This is a genomic window from Komagataeibacter rhaeticus (assembly GCF_011611525.1).
Taxonomy (GTDB): Bacteria; Pseudomonadota; Alphaproteobacteria; order Acetobacterales; family Acetobacteraceae; genus Komagataeibacter; species Komagataeibacter rhaeticus.
Genome location: NZ_CP050139.1, coordinates 2,501,368 through 2,521,260, shown reverse-complemented (window position 1 = coordinate 2,521,260; position 19,893 = coordinate 2,501,368). Strand labels below are relative to the sequence as shown.

At 65.5% G+C, this 19,893-nt stretch carries 20 protein-coding genes and 1 other RNA gene; 16 read left to right on the top strand and 5 right to left on the bottom strand.

Annotated features, from left to right (window positions below; all coding sequences use genetic code 11):
* Nucleotides 1-38 precede the first annotated feature (38 nt).
* Nucleotides 39-1,118, top strand: coding sequence for a quinone-dependent dihydroorotate dehydrogenase (locus tag GWK63_RS11520; protein ID WP_034933283.1), 1,080 nt, complete (start codon nt 39-41; stop codon nt 1,116-1,118).
* Nucleotides 1,115-1,990 carry a TIGR01459 family HAD-type hydrolase gene (locus GWK63_RS11515; protein WP_007399549.1) on the top strand — a complete coding sequence of 292 codons (876 nt, stop codon included), beginning with the start codon at nt 1,115-1,117 and terminating at the stop codon, nt 1,988-1,990. Before GWK63_RS11520 ends, GWK63_RS11515 begins: the two co-directional genes overlap by 4 nt.
* A gap of 156 nt (nt 1,991-2,146) precedes the next feature.
* On the opposite strand, the gene GWK63_RS11510 is transcribed toward GWK63_RS11515, so the two are convergent.
* The gene (locus GWK63_RS11510) at nt 2,147-2,731 is read right to left on the bottom strand and encodes a YqgE/AlgH family protein (RefSeq protein ID WP_034933428.1); all 585 of its coding nucleotides are present in this window, start codon (nt 2,729-2,731) and stop codon (nt 2,147-2,149) included.
* Between the two features lie 130 nt (nt 2,732-2,861).
* Between GWK63_RS11510 and GWK63_RS11505 the strand changes: the two genes are divergently transcribed.
* Genes GWK63_RS11505 through GWK63_RS11495 form a run of 3 tightly spaced genes read left to right on the top strand, consistent with a single transcriptional unit; the run spans nt 2,862 to nt 5,162 of the window.
* Nucleotides 2,862-3,620 carry an SDR family NAD(P)-dependent oxidoreductase gene (locus tag GWK63_RS11505; protein ID WP_039999632.1) on the top strand — a complete coding sequence of 253 codons (759 nt, stop codon included), beginning with the start codon at nt 2,862-2,864 and terminating at the stop codon, nt 3,618-3,620.
* 2 nt (nt 3,621-3,622) lie between these two features.
* A complete protein-coding gene (locus GWK63_RS11500; protein ID WP_007399552.1) occupies nt 3,623-4,546 on the top strand; it encodes a polyphosphate kinase 2 family protein in 924 nt (307 codons plus the stop codon).
* A 55-nt stretch (nt 4,547-4,601) separates the two neighbouring features.
* Nucleotides 4,602-5,162 (top strand): DUF3465 domain-containing protein, encoded by a 561-nt coding sequence (locus GWK63_RS11495; RefSeq protein WP_172459752.1) that lies wholly within the window; start codon nt 4,602-4,604, stop codon nt 5,160-5,162.
* Nucleotides 5,163-5,269: 107 nt separating this feature from the next.
* Here GWK63_RS11495 and GWK63_RS11490 read toward each other — a convergent pair whose 3' ends face one another.
* From GWK63_RS11490 to clpS, 3 genes are all read right to left on the bottom strand, one after another.
* The gene (locus tag GWK63_RS11490) at nt 5,270-5,593 is read right to left on the bottom strand and encodes a YnfA family protein (protein ID WP_007399554.1); all 324 of its coding nucleotides are present in this window, start codon (nt 5,591-5,593) and stop codon (nt 5,270-5,272) included.
* Nucleotides 5,594-5,677: 84 nt separating this feature from the next.
* Nucleotides 5,678-8,008: an ATP-dependent Clp protease ATP-binding subunit ClpA gene (clpA, locus tag GWK63_RS11485; protein WP_034933267.1), complete on the bottom strand. Its 2,331-nt coding sequence runs from the start codon at nt 8,006-8,008 to the stop codon at nt 5,678-5,680.
* Nucleotides 8,009-8,169: 161 nt separating this feature from the next.
* Nucleotides 8,170-8,604, bottom strand: coding sequence for an ATP-dependent Clp protease adapter ClpS (gene clpS / locus GWK63_RS11480; protein ID WP_223846519.1), 435 nt, complete (start codon nt 8,602-8,604; stop codon nt 8,170-8,172).
* A 258-nt stretch (nt 8,605-8,862) separates the two neighbouring features.
* Between clpS and GWK63_RS11475 the strand changes: the two genes are divergently transcribed.
* The 9 genes from GWK63_RS11475 to folB all read left to right on the top strand — a co-directional run bounded on the left by GWK63_RS11475 (nt 8,863) and on the right by folB (nt 17,169).
* Nucleotides 8,863-9,978 (top strand): D-alanyl-D-alanine carboxypeptidase family protein, encoded by a 1,116-nt coding sequence (locus tag GWK63_RS11475; RefSeq protein ID WP_007399559.1) that lies wholly within the window; start codon nt 8,863-8,865, stop codon nt 9,976-9,978.
* 134 nt (nt 9,979-10,112) lie between these two features.
* A complete protein-coding gene (gene map / locus GWK63_RS11470) occupies nt 10,113-10,919 on the top strand; it encodes a type I methionyl aminopeptidase (protein ID WP_007399560.1) in 807 nt (268 codons plus the stop codon).
* A 50-nt stretch (nt 10,920-10,969) separates the two neighbouring features.
* Complete coding sequence (gene ggt, locus GWK63_RS11465; RefSeq protein ID WP_007399561.1) at nt 10,970-12,745, top strand: gamma-glutamyltransferase; 1,776 nt, start codon at nt 10,970-10,972, stop codon at nt 12,743-12,745.
* Between the two features lie 69 nt (nt 12,746-12,814).
* Nucleotides 12,815-12,909: signal recognition particle sRNA small type (gene ffs / locus GWK63_RS11460), an RNA gene on the top strand.
* 66 nt (nt 12,910-12,975) lie between these two features.
* Nucleotides 12,976-15,003, top strand: a complete 2,028-nt coding sequence (locus GWK63_RS11455; protein ID WP_039999580.1) for a DNA polymerase III subunit gamma/tau — start codon at nt 12,976-12,978, stop codon at nt 15,001-15,003.
* A 15-nt stretch (nt 15,004-15,018) separates the two neighbouring features.
* Nucleotides 15,019-15,342 carry a YbaB/EbfC family nucleoid-associated protein gene (locus GWK63_RS11450; protein WP_007399563.1) on the top strand — a complete coding sequence of 108 codons (324 nt, stop codon included), beginning with the start codon at nt 15,019-15,021 and terminating at the stop codon, nt 15,340-15,342.
* 22 nt (nt 15,343-15,364) lie between these two features.
* The gene (gene recR, locus GWK63_RS11445) at nt 15,365-15,961 is read left to right on the top strand and encodes a recombination mediator RecR (protein ID WP_007399564.1); all 597 of its coding nucleotides are present in this window, start codon (nt 15,365-15,367) and stop codon (nt 15,959-15,961) included.
* Complete coding sequence (locus GWK63_RS11440; RefSeq protein ID WP_007399565.1) at nt 15,958-16,743, top strand: SDR family oxidoreductase; 786 nt, start codon at nt 15,958-15,960, stop codon at nt 16,741-16,743. The genes recR and GWK63_RS11440 overlap by 4 nt, the downstream gene beginning before the upstream one ends.
* A 24-nt stretch (nt 16,744-16,767) precedes the next feature.
* Nucleotides 16,768-17,169 carry a dihydroneopterin aldolase gene (gene folB, locus GWK63_RS11435; protein ID WP_007399566.1) on the top strand — a complete coding sequence of 134 codons (402 nt, stop codon included), beginning with the start codon at nt 16,768-16,770 and terminating at the stop codon, nt 17,167-17,169.
* Nucleotides 17,170-17,210: 41 nt separating this feature from the next.
* Here folB and GWK63_RS11430 read toward each other — a convergent pair whose 3' ends face one another.
* Nucleotides 17,211-17,549 (bottom strand): TIGR02300 family protein, encoded by a 339-nt coding sequence (locus tag GWK63_RS11430; RefSeq protein WP_007399567.1) that lies wholly within the window; start codon nt 17,547-17,549, stop codon nt 17,211-17,213.
* A 180-nt stretch (nt 17,550-17,729) separates the two neighbouring features.
* On the opposite strand from GWK63_RS11430, the gene aroA reads away from it, so the two are divergent.
* Both aroA and cmk read left to right on the top strand, forming a co-directional pair.
* Nucleotides 17,730-19,082, top strand: a complete 1,353-nt coding sequence (aroA, locus tag GWK63_RS11425) for a 3-phosphoshikimate 1-carboxyvinyltransferase (RefSeq protein ID WP_039999583.1) — start codon at nt 17,730-17,732, stop codon at nt 19,080-19,082.
* Nucleotides 19,079-19,720, top strand: coding sequence for a (d)CMP kinase (cmk, locus tag GWK63_RS11420; RefSeq protein WP_007399570.1), 642 nt, complete (start codon nt 19,079-19,081; stop codon nt 19,718-19,720). The genes aroA and cmk overlap by 4 nt, the downstream gene beginning before the upstream one ends.
* The last annotated feature ends 173 nt before the right edge of the window (nt 19,721-19,893 follow it).

Here is a 19,893-nt window from a genome sequence, read left to right as displayed (position 1 = left end):
CCTTTCCCCCGGTGCGGAATTGCGGCAACATTTTTCCCATGAATATTATGTCACGCCTGATTCTGCCGCTGATGCGGCGCTTGGACCCCGAGACCGCGCACCGCATCGGCCTTGATGCGCTCATGCTTGGTCTGGGCGGGGTGTCGGACCCCGGCAATGATGATCCGGCCCTGTCGGTGCGGGCCATGGGGCTGCGTTTTCCCAACCCCATCGGCATCGCGGCGGGGTTTGACAAGAATGCGCAGGCTGTCCGTCCGCTGGCGCGCTCGGGCTTCGGCTTTGTGGAAGCCGGGACCGTCACCCCCCGTCCACAGCCCGGCAACCCGCGGCCCCGCCTGTTCCGCCTGACGGAAGACCGCGCCATCATCAACCGCATGGGCTTCAACAACCAGGGCATCGACCGCTTTGCCGTACGCATGGCGCGGCTGCACCGTGTGTCCTCCCCACGGCGTGCGTCCATGGGGGGGCGGGTGCCGGTAGGGGCCAATCTGGGCATCAACAAGACCGGCGCCGACCCCGAGCGCGATTACCCGATGCTGGTCGGGCGCGTGAAGCATTATGCCGATTACATCGTCATCAATCTCTCATCGCCCAATACGCCGGGCCTGCGCGACCTGCTGGAGGCCACGCGGCTGAAGGGTATCCTGGATGCGATCAATGCCGCCCACCCCGAGCGGCCGCCGCTTCTGGTCAAGCTCTCGCCCGATATCGCGCATGATGACGTGCCCGCCGTGGTCGAGGCCGCCATTGCCGGGGGCGTGCAGGGGCTGATCGTGTCCAACACCACCCTCTCGCGCCCTGCCGGCCTGCTCAGCCCCCATGCGGACGAGACGGGGGGCCTGTCCGGCCGACCGCTGCGCGCGCTGGCGCAGGACATGCTGGCGCGTGTGGCGAAGGTGGCGGATGGCCGCGTGGCGCTGGTGGCCTGTGGCGGGATCGAGACCGGGGCCGATATCGTGGACCGCGTGCGGGCGGGTGCGGATCTGGTGCAGGTCTATACCGCCTATGTGTATGAAGGTCCGGCCATCCTCAGGCGCCTCAAGGCCGAGACCCGTCGTGCCCTGCGCGCGCATGGGTTCGAGACACTGGCCGACGCCAGGGGTACGGCACGCGCATGAAGTGGCATGATGGGCTGGCCGGGCTGAGCGGCGATTACGACGGCTATATCCTTGACCTGTGGGGGGTCGTGCATAATGGCGTGGCCCCCTATCCGGGCGTACTGGAATGCCTGCAACGCCTGCGCGAAGCCGGCAAGCGCGTGGTGCTGCTGTCCAACGCGCCGCGGCGTACGGCAACGGTGGAACCGGGCCTGCGCCGCATGGGTGTCAGCGCGGAACTGTATGACGGCATCATGACCAGCGGCGAATGCACGCATCGCATGCTGGCGGCCCGAACCGACCCGTGGTTTGCACGGCTGGGTCGCCGGATGGTCCATCTTGGCCCGGACAAGGATGTGGATGTCTATGCCGGGCTGGACCTGGATGTCGTATCCGATCCCGCACAGGCGGATTTCGTGCTCAATACCGGCCCGGATGCCGAACTGGGCGAGGAGGAGATCGGCCCCTACCTGCCCATGCTGGAGCAGTGTGCGTCCCGCCGCCTGCCCATGATCTGCGCCAATCCTGACCAGCAGGTCATCCGTGGCACCCAGCGGCTGATCTGTGCCGGGGCCATGGCAAGCTGGTATGAATCCCGGGACTGCACGGTGCGCTGGATTGGCAAGCCCTATCCGGAGGTTTACGGACTGGCCCTGTCCCTGCTGGATGTGCCGCCGGCACGGGTGCTGGCGCTGGGTGACGCGCTGGCCACCGACATGCGTGGCGCGGCAACCGCCGGTATTGCCGGGTGCTGGGTCCTGGGGGGTATCCATCAGGAAATGCTGGGTGGAAGCTGGGCTGAGGGACGTAACCCTGATTATGCCCTTGCATGCGCGGAAGTCACGGCCGCCGGACTGGACCCGGTTGCCTGCGTACCCTCGCTGCGCTGGTAGGGCTCTGATAAAGTACAGGAGTTTCCGGGTATTGCCTTTTTTCCAGTAAAGGCTTCATTCCCTGAAGCGTCTTGAAAACCGCTTTGCCCGAAACGTCCCTGTCACGTGCCAGCCCCTTATACGGGCGTTTCAGACTGCCCGCATGGGCGTATCCCGTTAGGCATGACCGGCTTCTCCGCTGAACCATGCGGGGTCAATGCGTACGCTGGCCAGGGCCTGCCGCCATTTGGTGTTGTGGTCGGGGCCGAATACGATGGATTCGGTGGCCGGGGCCGTAATCCATGCATTGTGGTGCAGCATTTCCTCCTCAAGCTGGCCAGCCTCCCAGCTTGCGTGGCCCATGGCCAGCAGGGCATTGGCGGGGCCGTTGCCATCGGCAATGTCGCGTAGCACGTCCAGGCTTGCGGTCAGCGTGGTGGCGCGGTCCACCGGCAGGCTGCCATCGCCGCTCCAGTCCGATGTATGCAGCACGAAGCCGCGCCCGTTATCCATCGGGCCGCCCGCGCACAGGTTTATGCGCCGGCGGGGCGGCACGGGGGCAATGCCAAGCTGTTCAAGCACGTCGTCCAGCACGGGCTGCGACAGACGGCGATTGATGACCAGACCCATCGCCCCGTCCTCGGGGGTATGGGCGCACAGATAGATGACACTGCGCGCAAAGGCGGGGTCGGTCAGGGCGGGTGTGGCCACCAGCAGGTGACCGGTCAGGCTGCAGCCTGGAGTTGTCGTGAATGAAGCCATGCCCCACCATAGAACCGGAACCGGCCCCATTTGCAACCATTTCAGGCACGATACCCGGAAAGCCCGTGCCCCATGACGGATGCACGCCAATATGCAAGGCTGTCCCGATACGCAAAGCAGGAGAAGCATGATGAAGCAGATCGTACTGGTAACCGGTGCCACCGCCGGGTTTGGCAAGGCGATTGCCGAACGCCTGGTCCATGATGGCTACCGGGTGATCGCAACCGGACGCAGGCAGGAACGGCTTGACGATCTGGCGGCCCGGCTTGGCCCCGACCTGCTGCCCTTCCGGCTGGACATGGATGATGCCGCTGGCATTGCAGCCCTGCCCGCAAGCCTGCCCGAAGGCTGGCGTGATGTGGATGTCCTGATCAACAACGCGGGTCTGGCGCTGGGCATGGAAAAGGCACAGGCGGCCGACATTGCCAACTGGCAGACCATGATCTCCACCAATGTGACCGGCATGGTGGAACTGACCCGCGTGCTGCTGCCGGGCATGGTGGCGCGTGACCGGGGCCATGTCATTACGCTGGGCAGTACGGCGGCGATCTACCCCTATACGGGTGGCAATGTGTACGGGGCGACCAAGGCCTTTGTCCGCCAGTTCACCCGCAACCTGCGCTGTGACCTGCTGGGGTGCAACGTGCGTGTCACCAACCTTGAACCCGGCCTGTGCGGGGGGAGTGAGTTCAGCAATGTGCGCCTGCGTGACGATGCAAAGGCCGCCGCCGTATATGAAGGCACAAAGCCCCTGCTGCCCGCCGATATTGCCGAGACGGTGGCCTGGGTGCTTTCGCTGCCCCGTCATGTCAACATCAACGAGATCGAACTCATGCCCACCTGCCAGGCCGCCGGTGGCCTGGCAGTCGCACGCGGCATGAAGGACTGAGCATGTCCGGAAAAAACGGTTCGAATAAGCTGGCCCGCCGTTTCAGCGTTCATAACGGCCATGATTTCTCCCTTGCGGCCTGCCCGACCCGGGCGGCCGAAGCCTGCGGGCTGGACAAGAAAACCGGCAAGCGGCTGCTCAAGGAGCGTATCCGCGACCTGTCGCGCCTGCAGGCGCTGCTTTATGCTAATGGCACATGGTCGGTGCTGGTCGTGTTGCAGGCGCTTGACGCGGGCGGCAAGGATGGCGTGATCAAGCATGTCATGTCCGGCATCAACCCGCAGGGGGTCAGTGTTACGTCATTCAAGCAGCCCGGCCCGGTGGAACTGTCGCACGGCTATCTGTGGCGCGAGCATCTGGCGGCGCCGGCAGCCGGGCGGATCGGCATCTTCAACCGCAGTCATTACGAGGAAGTGCTGGTCACCCGCGTGCATCCCGAACTGCTGGAGCATGAATGCCTGCCGCCCACCCTGCGCCACAAGCCGACCTTCTGGGAAGACCGTTACCACGACATCAACCATTTCGAACGCTATCTGGCCCGGCAGGGCACGGTGGTGCTCAAGTTCTTCCTGCACCTGTCCAGGGAAGAACAGCGCAAACGGTTCCTGCGCCGGATCGAGCATCGCACCAAGAACTGGAAGTTCTCCCCCGCCGATATCCATGAACGCCAGTACTGGGATGATTACCAGCACGCCTATGAAGAGGCGATCCGCCGCACCGCGCATCCTGACGCACCATGGTTTATCGTGCCGGCCGACCAGAAATGGTTCGAACGGCTGGTGGTGATCGAGGCGATCATTGACGCGCTGGAAAAGCTGCACCTGAAAATGCCGGCATCCGATCCCGCCATGGAGCAGGAAATGGAAAAGGCCCGCAGGCAGCTTGAAGCCGAGGCCCCGAAGGCAGGCAGCCGCGCCGTTCATTGACGGACCTGTCCACACGCCGCAAAAGATTGTGATCTTGTGTTAAGGGAAAACAATGATGGCAGCGACACGGTGGCCGCTACGCGGCGTGATGGGACTTGCGGCAATTCTGGCGGTGCAGGGCGCGTTCGCCCCCGCCGCCCAGGCCCGCCACCACCGGCACAGGCATGAAACGCGGGAGGAAAGCACTCAGAACAGCGGGGAAGGGCAGGAAAAGGCCCGGCCCATAGCCAGTCCCGTGCCCGAATCCTGCGACAATACCAAATTCCTGGCCGACCTGCGGGCAGAGGAAAGCGCGCAGGCCCCGCACCCCGACCGGGTGGAACATGTCTGTGGCCGGGTGATCACGGTTTCAGCCGCCAAGCGCACCCGCAGCGGACTGCATGGTTACTTCTATGTTGACGTGGGGGAAGGGGTGTCCATCCGCATCGTGTCCGATCTGGACCGCATGACCGCGCCATCCTGGCCATGGGTGGCCAAGGGCGACCAGACCGATGTGCTGGGCCGCTATTACTACGACAACCCGCAGAGCCAGGGCATTGACTGGACCCACCATGGCACCGGTAAAAGCTGGCCGGTCGAAGGTTATGTGGTGGTTAACGGCACCCGTTATCAGTAAAAAGCAGGGTAAAAGTTTCTGGGTGCCACCTTTTTTCAAAAAGGTGGCGTTCTCTGAAGCCTTTTTGAAAACAGCTTCACCAAAAACTCTCCCTGATTTACAGGCTTTCAGCCACGCGGGGCCAGCAGGATGATGGCCGCCCCCGCAAGGCAGATGGCGGCCCCGCCCAGATCCCACCGGTCGGGCGGCAGCCCTTCCACCAGCCATGACCAGATCAGGCTGGCCGCGATATAGACCCCGCCATAAATGGCATAGGCCCGGCCCGCGTTATCGGCCGGGCTGAAGGTCAGCAGCCACGCGAACAGCACCAGCGAAAGGCACCCCGGCAGCAGCACAAGCGCCGGTCGGCCAAGGCGCATCCATGCCCAGAAGCAGAAACAGCCAGCGATTTCGGCAAAGGCGGCGGGAATATAGATCAGTGCGGTCAGCATGGGGTCTTTCGGACGGTAGACATAAAAACAGGGACCATTTCTGATCCCTGTCCCTATTACGGTAAAGAATGAAAAAGGAGCGGGTTAGTCCGCGGCTTCCTCTTCACGGGTGCTGTCGCCCTCATCCCCTTCGGCGGAGGCGTTTTCCGCCTGGGAAATGTATTCAAAGTCCAGCTTGCCATCCTTGAGCGAGATCTTGGCCACCCCTCCCTTGGTCAGCTTGCCGAACAGCAGTTCTTCGGCCAGCGGCTTCTTGATGTTTTCCTGAATGACACGGCCCAGCGGGCGCGCGCCATACAGGCGGTCATATCCCCGTTCCGCCAGCCATTCACGCGCGGCGGACGAGATCTCGATCATCACGTTGCGATCCGCCAACTGGGCTTCAAGCTGGAAGATGAACTTCTCCACCACCCGGTCCACCACATGCGGCGACAGGTTGGCAAAGGGAATGATCGCGTCCAGCCGGTTGCGGAATTCCGGCGTGAACAGGCGCTTGATCGCATCCTCGTCCTCGCCTTCGCGGGACGTGCGGCCAAAGCCGATCGCCTCCTTGCTCAGATCGGCGGCACCCGCGTTGGTGGTCATGATCAGGACCACGTTGCGGAAATCGACCGTCTTGCCGTTATGGTCGGTCAGCCTTCCGTGGTCCATCACCTGCAGCAGCACGTTGTACAGGTCCTGATGCGCCTTCTCGATTTCATCCAGCAGCAGGACCGCATGCGGGTGCTGGTCGATGGCATCGGTCAGCAGGCCGCCCTGGTCAAAGCCGACATAGCCCGGCGGCGCGCCGATCAGCCGCGAGATCGAATGCCGCTCCATGTATTCCGACATGTCGAAGCGGATCAGCTCGATCCCCAGCGTGCTGGCAAGCTGCTTGGCCACTTCCGTCTTGCCCACACCCGTCGGGCCGGAGAACAGGTAGTTGCCAATCGGCTTTTCCGGGTCACGAAGCCCTGCGCGTGACAGCTTGATCGCGGCCGTAAGGGCCTCGATCGCCTTGTCCTGTCCATAGACCATGCCCTTGAGGTCACGCTCGAGCGAACGCAGCGTTTCCTTGTCATCGGACGACACGCTCTTGGGCGGAATGCGCGCGATCTTGGCGACGATATCCTCCACATCCTTCAGCGTGACCGTCTTGCGGCGGCGGTTTTCGGGCACCAGCATGCGCGAGGCCCCTACCTCGTCAATCACGTCGATGGCCTTGTCGGGCAGCTTGCGGTCATGGATGTACTTGGCGGACAGTTCCACCGCGCCACGGATCGCGTCATCGGTGTAGCGCACCTTGTGGTGCTTTTCGTAATTGACCTTCAGCCCGCGCAGGATCTTGACCGCGTCATCGACCGACGGCTCCGCCACGTCGATTTTCTGGAACCGGCGCACAAGTGCCCGGTCCTTCTCGAAGTGCTGGCGGTATTCCTTGTACGTGGTCGAACCCATGCAGCGCAGCGTGCCGGCGGCCAGGGCGGGCTTGAGCAGGTTGGAGGCATCCATCGCCCCGCCAGATGTCGCACCCGCGCCGATTACCGTATGGATTTCATCAATGAACAGGATGGAGCCGGGGTTGTTGTCCAGTTCGGTCACAACCGCCTTCAGCCGTTCCTCGAAATCACCACGGTAGCGGGTGCCCGCCAGCAGCGCGCCCATGTCCAGCGAATAGATCGTGGAATTGAGCAGGACTTCCGGCACGTCCCCCTCGACAATGCGCTTGGCCAGACCCTCGGCAATCGCGGTCTTGCCAACGCCTGGGTCGCCCACATAAAGCGGGTTGTTCTTGGTGCGGCGGCACAGGATCTGGATCGTGCGCTCGATTTCGGAGTCGCGGCCGATCAGCGGGTCAACCTTTCCGGCCTGCGCCTTTTCATTAAGGTTGGTGCAGTAGGTGGACAGCGCGTCCTGGTTCTTCTGCCCGGCCTTGCCGCGTTCCTCGCTCTCGCCCCCTTCGGGCGGGCTGCCCGCCACCGGGCGGCGTGTCGAGCGGTCCGGCGCCTTGGCAATGCCGTGGGAGATGAAGTTCACCGCGTCCAGCCGCGTCATGTCCTGCAGCTGCAGGAAATACACCGCATGGCTCTCGCGCTCGGCAAACAGGGCCACGAGCACGTTGGCCCCCGTCACCTCGTCCCGCCCGGTGGACTGGACATGGATGGCGGCGCGCTGGATCACGCGCTGGAAGGCGGCCGTGGGCTTGGGGTCAACCGTGCGGTCGGCAGCCAGACCGGCAAGGTCCTTGTCCAGGAAGTCGGTCAGGTCGGTGCGCAGCTTGTTCAGGTCGACCCCGCAGGCGCGGAATACCGTCACGGCATCCGGGTCATCGATCAGGGCGAGCAGGAGGTGTTCAAGCGTTGCGTATTCGTGCCGGCGGTCCCCCGCCAGTGTCAGCGCACGGTGAAGCGTCTGTTCAAGATTACGTGACAACATGCCGAGACGCTCCTTTTCCAGATGGGACCAGCATGGCCCCGGAGATCATAACCGGTAAGTCAGGACAATCCTTGCCCCGTTGCGGGTGAAATGCCAGCACAAAATGCCATGGCATGCGATCGGATCGCGGCGGGGGCTGTGTGATGTGCTTGCCCGTTGGGTCAGTCCTTCTCGATGGTGCATTGCAGCGGGTGCTGGTTCTGGCGGGCCAGATCCATCACCTGTGTTACCTTGGTTTCCGCGACCTCATACGTAAAGACTCCGCACACCCCCACCCCGCGCTTGTGGACGTGGAGCATGATGTCCGTCGCTTCCTCGCGGTTTTTCTGGAAAAACCGTTCCAGCACATGCACCACGAATTCCATGGGCGTGTAGTCGTCATTAAGCATCAGCACCTTGTACATCGCCGGCTTGCGGGTCTGCGGGCGGGTGTGGATGACCACGTCGATCATGCCATCATCATTGCCGGGCGGGCTGTCCTGTCCCCCCCCGTTGCGGCGTGGCGGCGTGTTGCCGCCATGGCCGAGCGGGCGCGCGGCGGCCCCTGCGGGCCGTGACGCGGGAAGGGACGGGAAGGGACGGGCATGAGCAGACATGACAGGTACCATATTGGAACTCCACCATCTGTTGAAAGGGGTACGGGGGCATGGACACAAGGATTTTTTTGCGTCCGGTACCGTGCTGTCCATCCTTCCGCCATGACCGGGGGTGGAAATACGCTCTGGACGAACAGAAAACCTTTCTTTTAGAATGGTTGCAGACCCGCAACCCGTAAATGGATGGAGGGGCGTGCGCGAACACCGCATGTCCGCAAGCCATATGACTGTCATTGCATCCGCAGGTTTCCCGATCATATGAGCCGCCTTCCCCTCCGCACCTTCTCCCGCCTCAGGGTCACGGCCACCGTGGGCCTGTGCATCGGCCTTGGCGGCATGCATGCCGCGCGCGCCCAGTATGCGGGACAGGTCAGTTCCATCGTGGTGGATGCCCGCACGGGTGCCGTACTGTCCCAGCAGGACCCGGACCTGCGGCGCTATCCCGCCAGCCTTACCAAACTCATGACGCTCTACCTGACTTTCAAGGCCGTGCGCACGGGGCAGGTCACGCTGGAACAGCAGATGCCGGTATCCGTGCATGCCGCCTCGATGGAGCCATCGAAGCTGGGCCTGCGGCCCGGCAGTTCCCTTACGGTCGAACAGGCAGTCCTGGCCCTTGTCACCAAGTCCGCCAATGATGCGGCCTGCGCGCTGGGTGAATTCCTGGGTGGCGGGGACGAGACCCGCTTTGCCGCGATGATGACGCGCGAGGCCGGCAGGCTGGGCATGTACGACACCGTGTTCCGCAACGCATCCGGCCTGCCGAATCCGGAGCAGATGACATCGGCGCGCGACCTGGCCGTCCTGGCACGGCACCTGATCGTCGATTACGGCGAATATTACCATTATTTCGCGGTGCCCGGATTCTATTTCCACGGCCATGCCGTGCCCAATCACGACCCCATGCTGGGGGCCTATCCCGGTGCCGATGGCCTCAAGACCGGTTATACGGATGAGGCGGGACATAATCTTGTCACCTCCGCCGTGCGCGACAACGTGCGCCTGATCGGGGTGGTGATGGGGGCGAAATCCAACAGCCGCCGCAACACCACCATGGCCGAACTGCTGGATGCCAGTTTCCAGACCGAAGGCGTGGCCCCCGCCGGCCTGCACCCGCTGGTGCTGGCGCGCGCCCAGGCGGCGCATGCGGCATGGGGCCGGCGGGGCGGTACGGGGGGCGTGGCCCTGGCTGCTGCCCGGCGCCCGGTGGAAGTGGCCGAGGCCCCGGCCATTCCGGCATCCTACATCCGTATCCGGCGCGGGCATGGCACGGTCGTGCACATCCACCCGGCCCCGGTCCGGGCGCATGTGCATCTGGTCAGCATGGGACATGTCGCGCACACCACCCATGTGCATGCCAAAGCCCGAAGCTGACAGCGCGCGACTGGCGCGGTATAGGAACAGCATCATCCATCCGGCGCGCCCGGCCTGAAGGCGGGCGTGCTCCTGTTGTCCTTTCATGACTGCGGGCGGGTGGTCATGTGTCGAGCACAGGAAAGGATCACGCCATGGAAGGCGATATGCGGGGCGGTGGAATCCAGCTCCATTCCCCCGAGGATTTTGCCGGCATGCGCGCGGCAGGCCAGCTTGCCGCCCGTACGCTGGACATGATCACCCCGCATGTGCGTGAAGGGGTGAGCACGGGCGAACTGGACCGGCTGATCCATGATTTCATGATCGCCAACGGCTCGGTCCCGGCCACGCTGGGCTACCGGGGCTACCCGGCATCAAGCTGCATCTCGATCAACCATGTCGTCTGCCATGGCATCCCCGGTGAGCGCACGCTGAAGGATGGCGACATCCTCAACATCGACGTGACCGTCATCCTTGACGGCTGGTACGGTGATACCAGCCGCATGTACACGGTCGGCAGGATTCCCATAAAGGCCCAGAAGCTGATCGAGGCGACCTACGAGTCGCTCATGCTGTCCATCGACGCGGTGCGTCCCGGCGCCACGCTGGGTGATATCGGCCATATCATCCAGACCTATGCCGAAGCACGCCGCTTTTCGGTGGTGGAGGATTTCTGCGGCCATGGAATCGGCCGTACCTTCCACGCGCCGCCCAACGTGCTGCACTATGGCCGTCCGGGTGAGGGGCTGGTCCTGCGGCCCGGCATGTTCTTCACCATCGAGCCGATGCTCAATGCGGGGCGCCCGGATGTGAAGATCCTTGATGACGGCTGGACCGCCGTGACCCGTGACCGCTCCCTGTCCGCCCAGTTCGAGCACATGCTGGGCGTGACCGAGGACGGGTGCGAGGTCTTCACCCTTTCGCCCGCGGGCTATACCTGCCCGCCCTATCCGGCGGCATGAGCCCGCGCGCGTCTGTTGCAATGCTAAAGACAATCAGGAGCGGGGCCTTCATGCCTTTTCCCGGCAGCCTGCGGTATGGCGCGGTCCTTCTTGCCTGTATCGCCACCGGTGCGCCGCTGGCCGCCAGTGCCGCGGTGTCCGATCCGCTGGCGTTCGAGACAACGCATACGGGGCAGGCCGTGGGCCTGGCCCCCATGCCGGGCCGCAATGGCATGGTGGTGGCGGCACAGGATATCGCGTCGCATGTGGGGGCGGATATCCTTGCGCGCGGCGGCAACGCGGTGGATGCGGCCGTGGCCGTGGGCTATGCGCTGGCCGTGGTGTACCCTGCCGCCGGCAATATTGGTGGCGGCGGCTTCATGACCCTGCGCACGCCCGACGGGCATGTCACGTTCCTTGATTTCCGTGAACACGCCCCGGCCGCCGCAACGCCTGACATGTACCGCGACGGGTCGGGCCACGTCATTGCCGGGGCGTCCACCACCGGATGGCGGGCCGTGGCCGTTCCCGGCACCGTGGCGGGGATGGAGGCGGTGCATGACCGCTGGGGCAAACTGTCCCGCGCGGATGTCATGGCGCCCGCGATTGCGCTGGCCCGCGATGGTTTTGTCCTCAAGCCCAGCGATGTTGACCTGCTGCATACCGCCACCGCCGCCTTTGCCAAAGACCCGTATGCCAGCAAGATTTTCCTGCATGCCGACGGCACGCCCCTTGCGGCGGGCGAGAGGCTGGTGCAGCCCGACCTGGCGCGCACGCTGGAGCGGATTGCCCGTGATGGGGCGCGCGCCTTCTACGAAGGCCCGGTTGCCAGGGAAATCGTGAAAAGCAGCAGGAAGGGGGGCGGCATCCTGTCACGCCAGGATTTTGCCAGCTACCACACGCGCATGATGGCGCCGCTGTCATGTGAGTACCGGGGCTACCATATCGATACCGCGCCGCCCCCCAGCGGCGGCGGTGTGGCGTTGTGCGAGATGCTGAACATCCTGTCGGGCTACGACATGCATGCCCTTGGCCTGCATACGGCCGCCAGCATCCAGCGTGAGGTCGAGGCCATGCGCCACGCCTATGCCGACCGGCAGGACCTGGGTGACCCGGCCTTCGTCACCAATCCCGTGGCCCACCTGACCGACCCGGCCTATGCGCTGCAGATCCGCCAGTCCCTGCCGCTCAACCATGCCGTCTCCTCCGCCAGCCTTCATCCCGGCGCGCCGGAAAGCGAGAAGGAGGAGACCACCCATTACTCCATAGCCGACCGTGACGGGATGGCCGTGGCCGTGACCTACACGCTCAATGGCTGGTTTGGCGCGGGGGTTGTGGCAGGGCGCACCGGCATTGTCATGAATGACGAGATGGATGACTTCTCCAGCCAGCCGGGTGTGCCCAACATGTTCGGCATCATCGGCAGTCAGGCCAATGCCATCGCGCCGGGCAAGACGCCACTTTCCTCCATGGCGCCGACCATTGTCTCGCGCGCGGGCCAGCCGGTCATGGTGCTGGGCAGCCCCGGTGGCTCGCGCATTCCCACCATCGTGCTGTCGGTACTGACGGGCATGGTGGATTACGGGCTGGACGTGCAGCAGGCGGTTGACCTGCCACGCATCCATGAACAGTGGCAGCCCGATGTGGTGCAGGTGGAAAGGGGCGCGCTGTCCCCCGCCGTTGTCAAGACCCTGACCCGTGAGGGCTACAAAATCGAGGAACACGCCCCCTGGGGTGTGGCCGAAAGCATCCTTGCCGGTGGGCCGCGCATCGGCCGGGTCGGGCAGGCACGCTATTATGGCGGGGCCGACATGCGCCACCAGTCCGGCGCCGCCGTGGGGGAATAAGGGCGGGGCTGCTATTTTTTTTCAACGCCCCTTGTGCATGGGGCGGGTGTATGTGTTAGAACGCGGCCGGGAGATCGGTTGTAGACGGATACCTTGCTAACCTGGTCAGGTCCGGAAGGAAGCAGCCGTAGTGAGTTTCGTCCGGGTTATGGCCGGTCTTCCACCCGAAAGTTCCTGTGCCGCCATTGCGCTGTATGCCCGATGGCCACTTCTCCAGCCCGGATGCATCAATGACCGTTCCATCGGATCAGGATCGTTCCGAGGAGGCCGGGCTGCCTGCGCCGCCCGCAGATGGCCCCGGCCTGTTTGGTGACGCACCGCAGCCATCCGCTGTACCGGCCGTCCCGGATGCGGCTGCCGCCGCTCCCTACCGCGTGCTGGCCCGCAAATACCGCCCCACCACATTCGATGACCTGATCGGACAGGAAACCACCGTCCGTATCCTGCGCAACGCCTTTGCACAGGGGCGCGTGGCGCATGCCTTCATGCTGACGGGCGTGCGCGGCGTGGGCAAGACCACCACGGCCCGCATCATCGCCCGCGCGCTCAACTGCACCGGGCCGGATGGCAGGGGCGGCCCCACGGCCGACCCGTGTGGCGTGTGCCCCAACTGTGTGGCGATCCTGGCGGACCGGCACCCCGACGTGCTGGAAATCGACGCCGCGTCCCGCACGGGCGTGGACGACGTGCGTGAAATCATCGAGGCGACCCGCTTCCGGCCCCTGCAGGGGCGTATGAAGGTCTTCATCATCGATGAGGTCCACATGCTTTCGCGCAACGCGTTCAACGCGCTGCTCAAGACGCTGGAGGAACCGCCGCCACAGGTCACCTTCATCTTTGCCACCACCGAACTGCGCAAGGTGCTGGTGACCGTGCTGTCACGCTGCCAGACCTTTGCCCTGCGCCGCGTGCCGCAGGTCGAGCTTGCCGCGCATTTCGACCGCGTGGCACAGGCCGAGCATGTGCGGTTCAGCGCCGATGCGCTGGCCCTGATCGCGCGCGCGGCCGATGGCTCGGTGCGCGATGGCCTGTCGCTGCTGGATCAGGCCATTGCCCAGGGTACGCTGGATGGGGAAGGCGGGGCCGATGCCGCGCCCATCGGGGTGGATCTGGTGGCGGGCATGCTGGGGCTGGCGGACCGGGGGCTGGTGTTCGACCTGCTGGACGCCGTGCTGGAAGGCCGGGCCGACCGGGCGCTGGAAATAACGGGTGATGTGTACATGCGTGGCGGCGACCTTGGCGTCATGCTGGGCGATGTGCTGGAACTTGTGCATACCGTCTCGCGCATCAAGGCCATTCCGGCCCTGCGCGACAATCCCGAAATGCCGGAAGCCGAGCGCCAGCGGGGTGCCGCGCTGGCCGAGCGGGTGCCGGTGCCGGTTCTGGGGCGCACATGGCAGATGCTGCTCAAGGGCGTGGAAGAAGTCGAGCACGCGCCCGACCGCAGGCAGGCGGTGGACATGGTGCTGATCCGCCTGTGCTACGTGGCCGACCTGCCCCCGCCGGGGGACGTGGTGCGCAGGATGCTGGGGCAGGATGGGCCGGCCACGCCGATACAGGCAGGTCCCGCTCCGGCCATGGCGGGTGGTCAGGGCACATCGTCCGCCCCTGCGGGCCAGCAGGCCGTTGCCGCCCCGGCGCCCGCGCAGGGGCCGCAGGGCGGGGGTGAAATCCGCATGGTGGCCAATGGCGGCATGCGGGTGGAGGGCACGCCCCGCCCCACGCCGCAGCCGGGCCGGGTGGAAGAGACGGCACCCGTCCCGCCACCGGTAACCCCGCCGCGCACATGGCGTGAGGCCGTGGCCTTCGTATCGGGCCGTGACGCCATGCTGCATGGCCATCTGCGGCATGCGACCCATCTTGTCTCCTTCGCGCCGCCGCTGATCGAGATCCGGGTGGAGCGCAACAGCCTGCCCGGGCTGGCCCGGCGGCTGGAAACCCTGCTGCGCGAGGGAACGGGGGACGGGACATGGCAGGTCCGCCTGTCCGATGCACCGGGTGAGGCCACGCTGGCCGAACAGGGGGCGGAAATCATCCAGCTGCACCGTGCGGCAGCCGAGGCCCATCCGCTGGTACAGGCAGCGATGCAGGTCTTTCCCACGGCCAGGCTGGGGGAAGTGACCGATCACGCGCTTGATGATTACGGCCTGCCGCCCGAGGACATGGCAGACCTGAATTTGGTCCCGGATCTCGAATTCGCGCCCCTTGATGCCGATGTGGCAGGAGAGGACGATCTGGACACAGACGATTTTGTTTGAGGAGATACACGGAACATGAAAAATCTTGCCGGTCTTATGAAGCAGGCCACCCAGATGCAGGCGCGCATGGAAGAAATGCAGGCCAAGCTGGAAACCATGACCATCGAAGGCAGTGCTGGTGCCGGCATGGTGACCCTGACCATGAATGGCAAGGGGGACATGAAGTCGATCACCATCGACCCCAAGCTGGCTGACCCGGCTGAAATGGAAATGCTGCAGGACCTTATCCTGGCCGCCTGCGCCGATGCCCGCAAGAAGCTCGATGCCAGTGCCAGCGAGGAAATGAAGAAGGTGACCGGCGGCCTGAGCCTGCCCGGCGGCATGAAGTTCCCGTTCTGAGCACCTGCCGGAAGGAACCGCGATGAGCGGCCGGGGCGAGATTGACCGGCTGGTGACCCTGCTGGGCCGCCTGCCGGGGCTGGGGCCGCGTTCGGCCCGGCGCGCGGCCCTGGCGCTGCTGCGCCAGCCCCATGCCCGCATGCTGCCCCTGGCGCAGGCCATGGAACAGGCGGCACGCGCCGTGCGCACCTGTTCGCGCTGCGGCAATCTGGATACAACCGACCCGTGTGGCATCTGCACCGACCCGGCGCGCGATGACGGGCTGGTCTGCGTGGTGGAAAATGTGGGCGACCTGTGGGCGCTGGAACGCGCGGGCGTGCATCGTGGCGTGTATCAGGTGCTGGGCGGCACGCTGTCCGCCCTGTCGGGCGTGGGACCGGATGACCTGAATGTCCAGCCGCTTCTGGACCGTATCGCCGCAGGTGGCGTGCGCGAGGTGATCCTTGCGCTGGGAACGACGGTGGAAGGGGCCACCACCATGCACTGGCTGCATGAACGTCTGGCCCGCTTTGACGTGCAGGTCAGCCGGGTGGGGCAGGGCGTGCCCGTGGGCGGCGCGCTGGACGTGCTGGATGATGGCACGCTTGCCGCCGCCATCATGGCGCGACGGCCCGCATGAACACCCCCATGGCGTGGCCGGTGCCGCAGGATGTGCCGCGTGTGGCGCTGGTAACCGGCGGTGCCGCGCGCCTTGGCCGCGCCATTGCGCTGGAACTGGCGCGCGCGGGGTTTGACGTGGCCCTGCACTGCAACCGCTCCGTACAGGCGGCAGGGGAGACCATGGCCGAAATCCGCGCGCTGGGTCGCGGGAGCTGCGTGCTCCAGGCCGATCTGGCCTGCGAGGCCTCCATCCGCCCCCTGCTGGCCGATGCAACCCGCGCGCTGGGGCCGGTGGGTGTGCTGGTAAACAATGCCAGCCTGTTCCGGCGCGATGAATGGGACAGCGCCACGCGCGAGGGGTGGGATGCCCATATGGAACCCAATACCCGCGCGCCATTCGTGCTGATGCAGGAATTCGCCCGCCTGCTGCCCGCCCATGCCGCGGGCATGGTGCTGAACATGCTTGACGAGCGGGTCTGGTCGCTCACCCCGCATTTTGTCAGCTATACCGTCTCGAAGGCAGCGTTGTGGACGCTGACCCAGACCATGGCGCTGGCGCTGGCGCCACGTAACATCCGGGTCAACGCCATTGGCCCCGGCCCGGTCCTGCCCACGCCGGCCCAGAGTGCGGAGCAGTTTGCCCGCCAGTGCGCGTCCGTGCCGCTGGGCCGCGCCGCCACCCCTGATGAAATTGCCCGTGCGGCGCTGTCGCTGCTGTGCCTGCCCTCCGTTACGGGGCAGATGCTGGCCCTTGACGGGGGCCAGCACATGCAGTGGTCACCCGCGCCCGCACGGGGTTGAACGCCACATCCGACCGGAACCGCCATGTCCCTGCTGCCACCATGGAACGACCCTGAACCGCTGCGCTGCCTGTTCGTGCGCAACATGGTGCTTGATGCCCATATCGGCGTATTCGCGCATGAGCAGGGGGTGACCCAGCGCATACGGGTCAATGTGGCCTTTGGCGTGGTGGATGGCACGACGCTGGACGTGGGGCCGGACGACCTGGGGCGTACGGTATCCTATGAACGGGTGGTGCTGCTGGTGCGCGAACTGGTGGCGCGGGGGCATGTCGCCCTGGTGGAGACGCTGGCCGAACGAATCGCGGCCGGCGTGCTGGCTGACAGGCGCGTGCGCGTGACACGGGTCAGCGTGGAAAAGCTTGACATCTTCGATGATGCCGAATCGGTCGGGGTCGAGATCGAACGCCGCAACCCCGCCGCATGAGGCATGCAGGCCCGGTGCCTGTGCGCCGGGCCTGCGGGTGATCAGTTGTCGTGGTCGTCCTTGTCGGTCTTTACGTCGATGTCGGCACTGCTGATGTCATCATCGTCATCATCATCCAGCCCCGCGTCATCGGGCAGGCCCGCATCGGCATCTTCATCCGCATCCGTGTCCAGGTCGACGTCCACGTCGTTGTCCAGCGCGTCATCACCGGTCTTGGGCTTGGATTCGGGGGGCACGTCCACCGGGCGGCGCACGCGGGGCAGTTCCACGGGCTGTTCAGCACCGCATTTTGGGCAGATCGCCGGATTCTTGTTCAGATCGTAGAAACGGGCGCTGCAGGAGACACAGACACGTTTGGTGCCGAGGTTGGACTGAGCCATCTTGAACCTGTCGATCCTGTTTTTGAATGATGAATGGAGCCACGGTATCCGGAAGTGGCAAAAGGCGCAGCCCCATGCCAGTTTGTGCGCCGCCTGTCAAACACGGCTGCATGCACCGGCAGGGGGATCATGCCGATCTGTGATTGACTTTGCCACCCGGAATACGGAATTGGATGCGTTATGAAAACCGATCATGCCCCTTCTTCCGTCCGCGCGCTGACGGTTACGGCCCCGCGTGCGCCCCTGTCCGGTTCGGTCCATGTGCCGGGTGACAAGTCGATCAGCCACCGTTCGCTGATGTTTTCCGCCCTTGCGCGCGGCACGACGCACATCACCGGCCTGCTGGAAGGCGAGGACGTGCTGCGTACCGCCGATGCCATGCGCGCGCTGGGCGCCAGCATAACCCGCAACGGGCCGGGCACATGGACGGTGCAGGGCTGCGGACTGGATGGTCTGGGTGAACCCGCCGATGTGCTGGACATGGGCAATTCGGGCACGGCGGCGCGCCTGCTGTCGGGCATTCTGGCCAGCCACGGCTTTACATCGGTCATGACGGGGGATGCCAGCCTGCGCGGCCGCCCGATGAAGCGCGTCATGGACCCGCTGGCCGCCACGGGGGCCACCTTCCTTGCGCGCAGGGGCGGTCGCCTGCCGCTGGCCATTGCGGGCAACGCCAATCCGCCGCCGCTGTCCTACCGGCTGCCGGTGGCCTCGGCGCAGGTCAAGTCCGCCGTACTGCTGGCCGGGCTGAACGCGGTGGGCGAGACCCGGGTGGAAGAACCCGTGGCCACCCGCGACCATACCGAAAACATGCTCCGTCACTTTGGCGCGAGCGTGCGGGTGGAGCCGATGGGGGCCGGCGGGCGCGTGATCACGCTGCAGGGGCGGCCGGATCTGGTGGCGTGTGACATCGTGGTGCCGGGGGACCCGTCCTCGGCGGCGTTCGTGCTGGTGGCGGCCCTGCTGGTGCCCGGCTCCAGGGTCAGCGTGCCGGGCGTGGGGCTGAACCCGCTGCGCACCGGCCTGTTCACATCCCTGCGTGAGATGGGGGCGGACCTCGTGATCAGCAACGAGCGCGTGGAGGGGGGTGAGCCGGTGGGCGACATCACCGCCACGGCCGGCAGCCTGCATGGCGTGGACGTGCCCGCCACCCGCGCGCCGTCCATGATTGATGAATATCCTATCCTTGCGGTTGCGGCGGCACATGCTAACGGCCAGTCGCGCTTTCGCGGGCTGGAGGAACTGCGCGTGAAGGAAAGCGACCGCCTGGCCGCCACCGTCGCCCTGCTGGAAGCCAACGGCATCCGTGTCGAGGTGGTGGGTGATGACATGATCGTGCATGGCACCGGCGGCGTTATTCCCGGTGGCGGGCTGGTCCATACCCATATGGACCACCGGCTGGCCATGAGCGCCATCATCATGGGGCTTGCGGCGGCCCGGCCGGTCTCGGTGGACGATACGGCCTTCATCGACACCAGCTTCCCCGGCTTTGTCACCCTGATGAACAGCATCGGCGCGGGACTTGGGGCATGACGCGGCGGCTGGTCATCGCGGTTGACGGGCCTGCCGCCGCGGGCAAGGGCACGCTGGCGCGCAGGCTGGCACAGGCGCTGGACCTGCCCTATCTGGATACCGGGCTGCTGTACCGCGCCACGGGCCGGCGCATGATCGATGCGGGGCTGGACCCCGCCACGGCAGCGGCGGAGGAATTTGCCGCCTCGGTCGGGCTGGAAGATTTGAGCCGCACCGACCTGCGCGTGCCGGAAGTGGACCGGGCGGCAAGCCTGGTGGCCAGCCAGGCGGCCGTACGCCGCACGCTGGTGGATGTGCAGCGCCGCTTTGCGGGTGCGCATGGCGCCGTGCTGGATGGGCGCGACATTGGCACGGTCATCTTTCCCGACGCCACGGTCAAGCTGTTCATTACCGCATCCCCCTACACCCGCGCCGTGCGGCGGTGGGAGCAGATGGCGCCCAACCCCGACGTGCCGGACCGCGCGGAGCAGATCGCCCGCGTGGAGCGCGAAATCGCCGCCAGGGACGCGGCGGATTCCAGCCGCGCCGTCGCCCCCCTGCGGGCGGCCGAGGACGCCGTGCATATCGGCACCGACCATCTGAGTGCGGATGAAGTCCTGGCCGAAGCGCTGCGCATCGTTGCACGCATGACGCGCTGAAGCGCTTTTGTGCGGGAACCATGCGCCGTGACCATGGTTTTTATTGACATACGCCATCCATAGGGTGTCTGTGCTCAACGGTACATGCCCCATGCGCACGCGCGCGGGGCGTGGCGTCACATTATTGGCCGTCAGGCGTGCCGCGACCGTGTCGGGGCGTTTTCGCCGGGCAA

What these genes read in the sequence shown, in the direction of transcription:
- GWK63_RS11520 (WP_034933283.1), top strand. Translation starts at nt 39, where the DNA reads ATGAATATTATGTCACGCCTGATTCTGCCGCTGATGCGGCGCTTGGAC.
- GWK63_RS11515 (WP_007399549.1), top strand. Translation starts at nt 1,115, where the DNA reads ATGAAGTGGCATGATGGGCTGGCCGGGCTGAGCGGCGATTACGACGGC.
- GWK63_RS11510 (WP_034933428.1), bottom strand. Translation starts at nt 2,731, where the DNA reads ATGGCTTCATTCACGACAACTCCAGGCTGCAGCCTGACCGGTCACCTG.
- GWK63_RS11505 (WP_039999632.1), top strand. Translation starts at nt 2,862, where the DNA reads ATGAAGCAGATCGTACTGGTAACCGGTGCCACCGCCGGGTTTGGCAAG.
- GWK63_RS11500 (WP_007399552.1), top strand. Translation starts at nt 3,623, where the DNA reads ATGTCCGGAAAAAACGGTTCGAATAAGCTGGCCCGCCGTTTCAGCGTT.
- GWK63_RS11495 (WP_172459752.1), top strand. Translation starts at nt 4,602, where the DNA reads ATGGCAGCGACACGGTGGCCGCTACGCGGCGTGATGGGACTTGCGGCA.
- GWK63_RS11490 (WP_007399554.1), bottom strand. Translation starts at nt 5,593, where the DNA reads ATGCTGACCGCACTGATCTATATTCCCGCCGCCTTTGCCGAAATCGCT.
- clpA (WP_034933267.1), bottom strand. Translation starts at nt 8,008, where the DNA reads ATGTTGTCACGTAATCTTGAACAGACGCTTCACCGTGCGCTGACACTG.
- clpS (WP_223846519.1), bottom strand. Translation starts at nt 8,604, where the DNA reads ATGTCTGCTCATGCCCGTCCCTTCCCGTCCCTTCCCGCGTCACGGCCC.
- GWK63_RS11475 (WP_007399559.1), top strand. Translation starts at nt 8,863, where the DNA reads ATGAGCCGCCTTCCCCTCCGCACCTTCTCCCGCCTCAGGGTCACGGCC.
- map (WP_007399560.1), top strand. Translation starts at nt 10,113, where the DNA reads ATGGAAGGCGATATGCGGGGCGGTGGAATCCAGCTCCATTCCCCCGAG.
- ggt (WP_007399561.1), top strand. Translation starts at nt 10,970, where the DNA reads ATGCCTTTTCCCGGCAGCCTGCGGTATGGCGCGGTCCTTCTTGCCTGT.
- GWK63_RS11455 (WP_039999580.1), top strand. Translation starts at nt 12,976, where the DNA reads ATGACCGTTCCATCGGATCAGGATCGTTCCGAGGAGGCCGGGCTGCCT.
- GWK63_RS11450 (WP_007399563.1), top strand. Translation starts at nt 15,019, where the DNA reads ATGAAAAATCTTGCCGGTCTTATGAAGCAGGCCACCCAGATGCAGGCG.
- recR (WP_007399564.1), top strand. Translation starts at nt 15,365, where the DNA reads ATGAGCGGCCGGGGCGAGATTGACCGGCTGGTGACCCTGCTGGGCCGC.
- GWK63_RS11440 (WP_007399565.1), top strand. Translation starts at nt 15,958, where the DNA reads ATGAACACCCCCATGGCGTGGCCGGTGCCGCAGGATGTGCCGCGTGTG.
- folB (WP_007399566.1), top strand. Translation starts at nt 16,768, where the DNA reads ATGTCCCTGCTGCCACCATGGAACGACCCTGAACCGCTGCGCTGCCTG.
- GWK63_RS11430 (WP_007399567.1), bottom strand. Translation starts at nt 17,549, where the DNA reads ATGGCTCAGTCCAACCTCGGCACCAAACGTGTCTGTGTCTCCTGCAGC.
- aroA (WP_039999583.1), top strand. Translation starts at nt 17,730, where the DNA reads ATGAAAACCGATCATGCCCCTTCTTCCGTCCGCGCGCTGACGGTTACG.
- cmk (WP_007399570.1), top strand. Translation starts at nt 19,079, where the DNA reads ATGACGCGGCGGCTGGTCATCGCGGTTGACGGGCCTGCCGCCGCGGGC.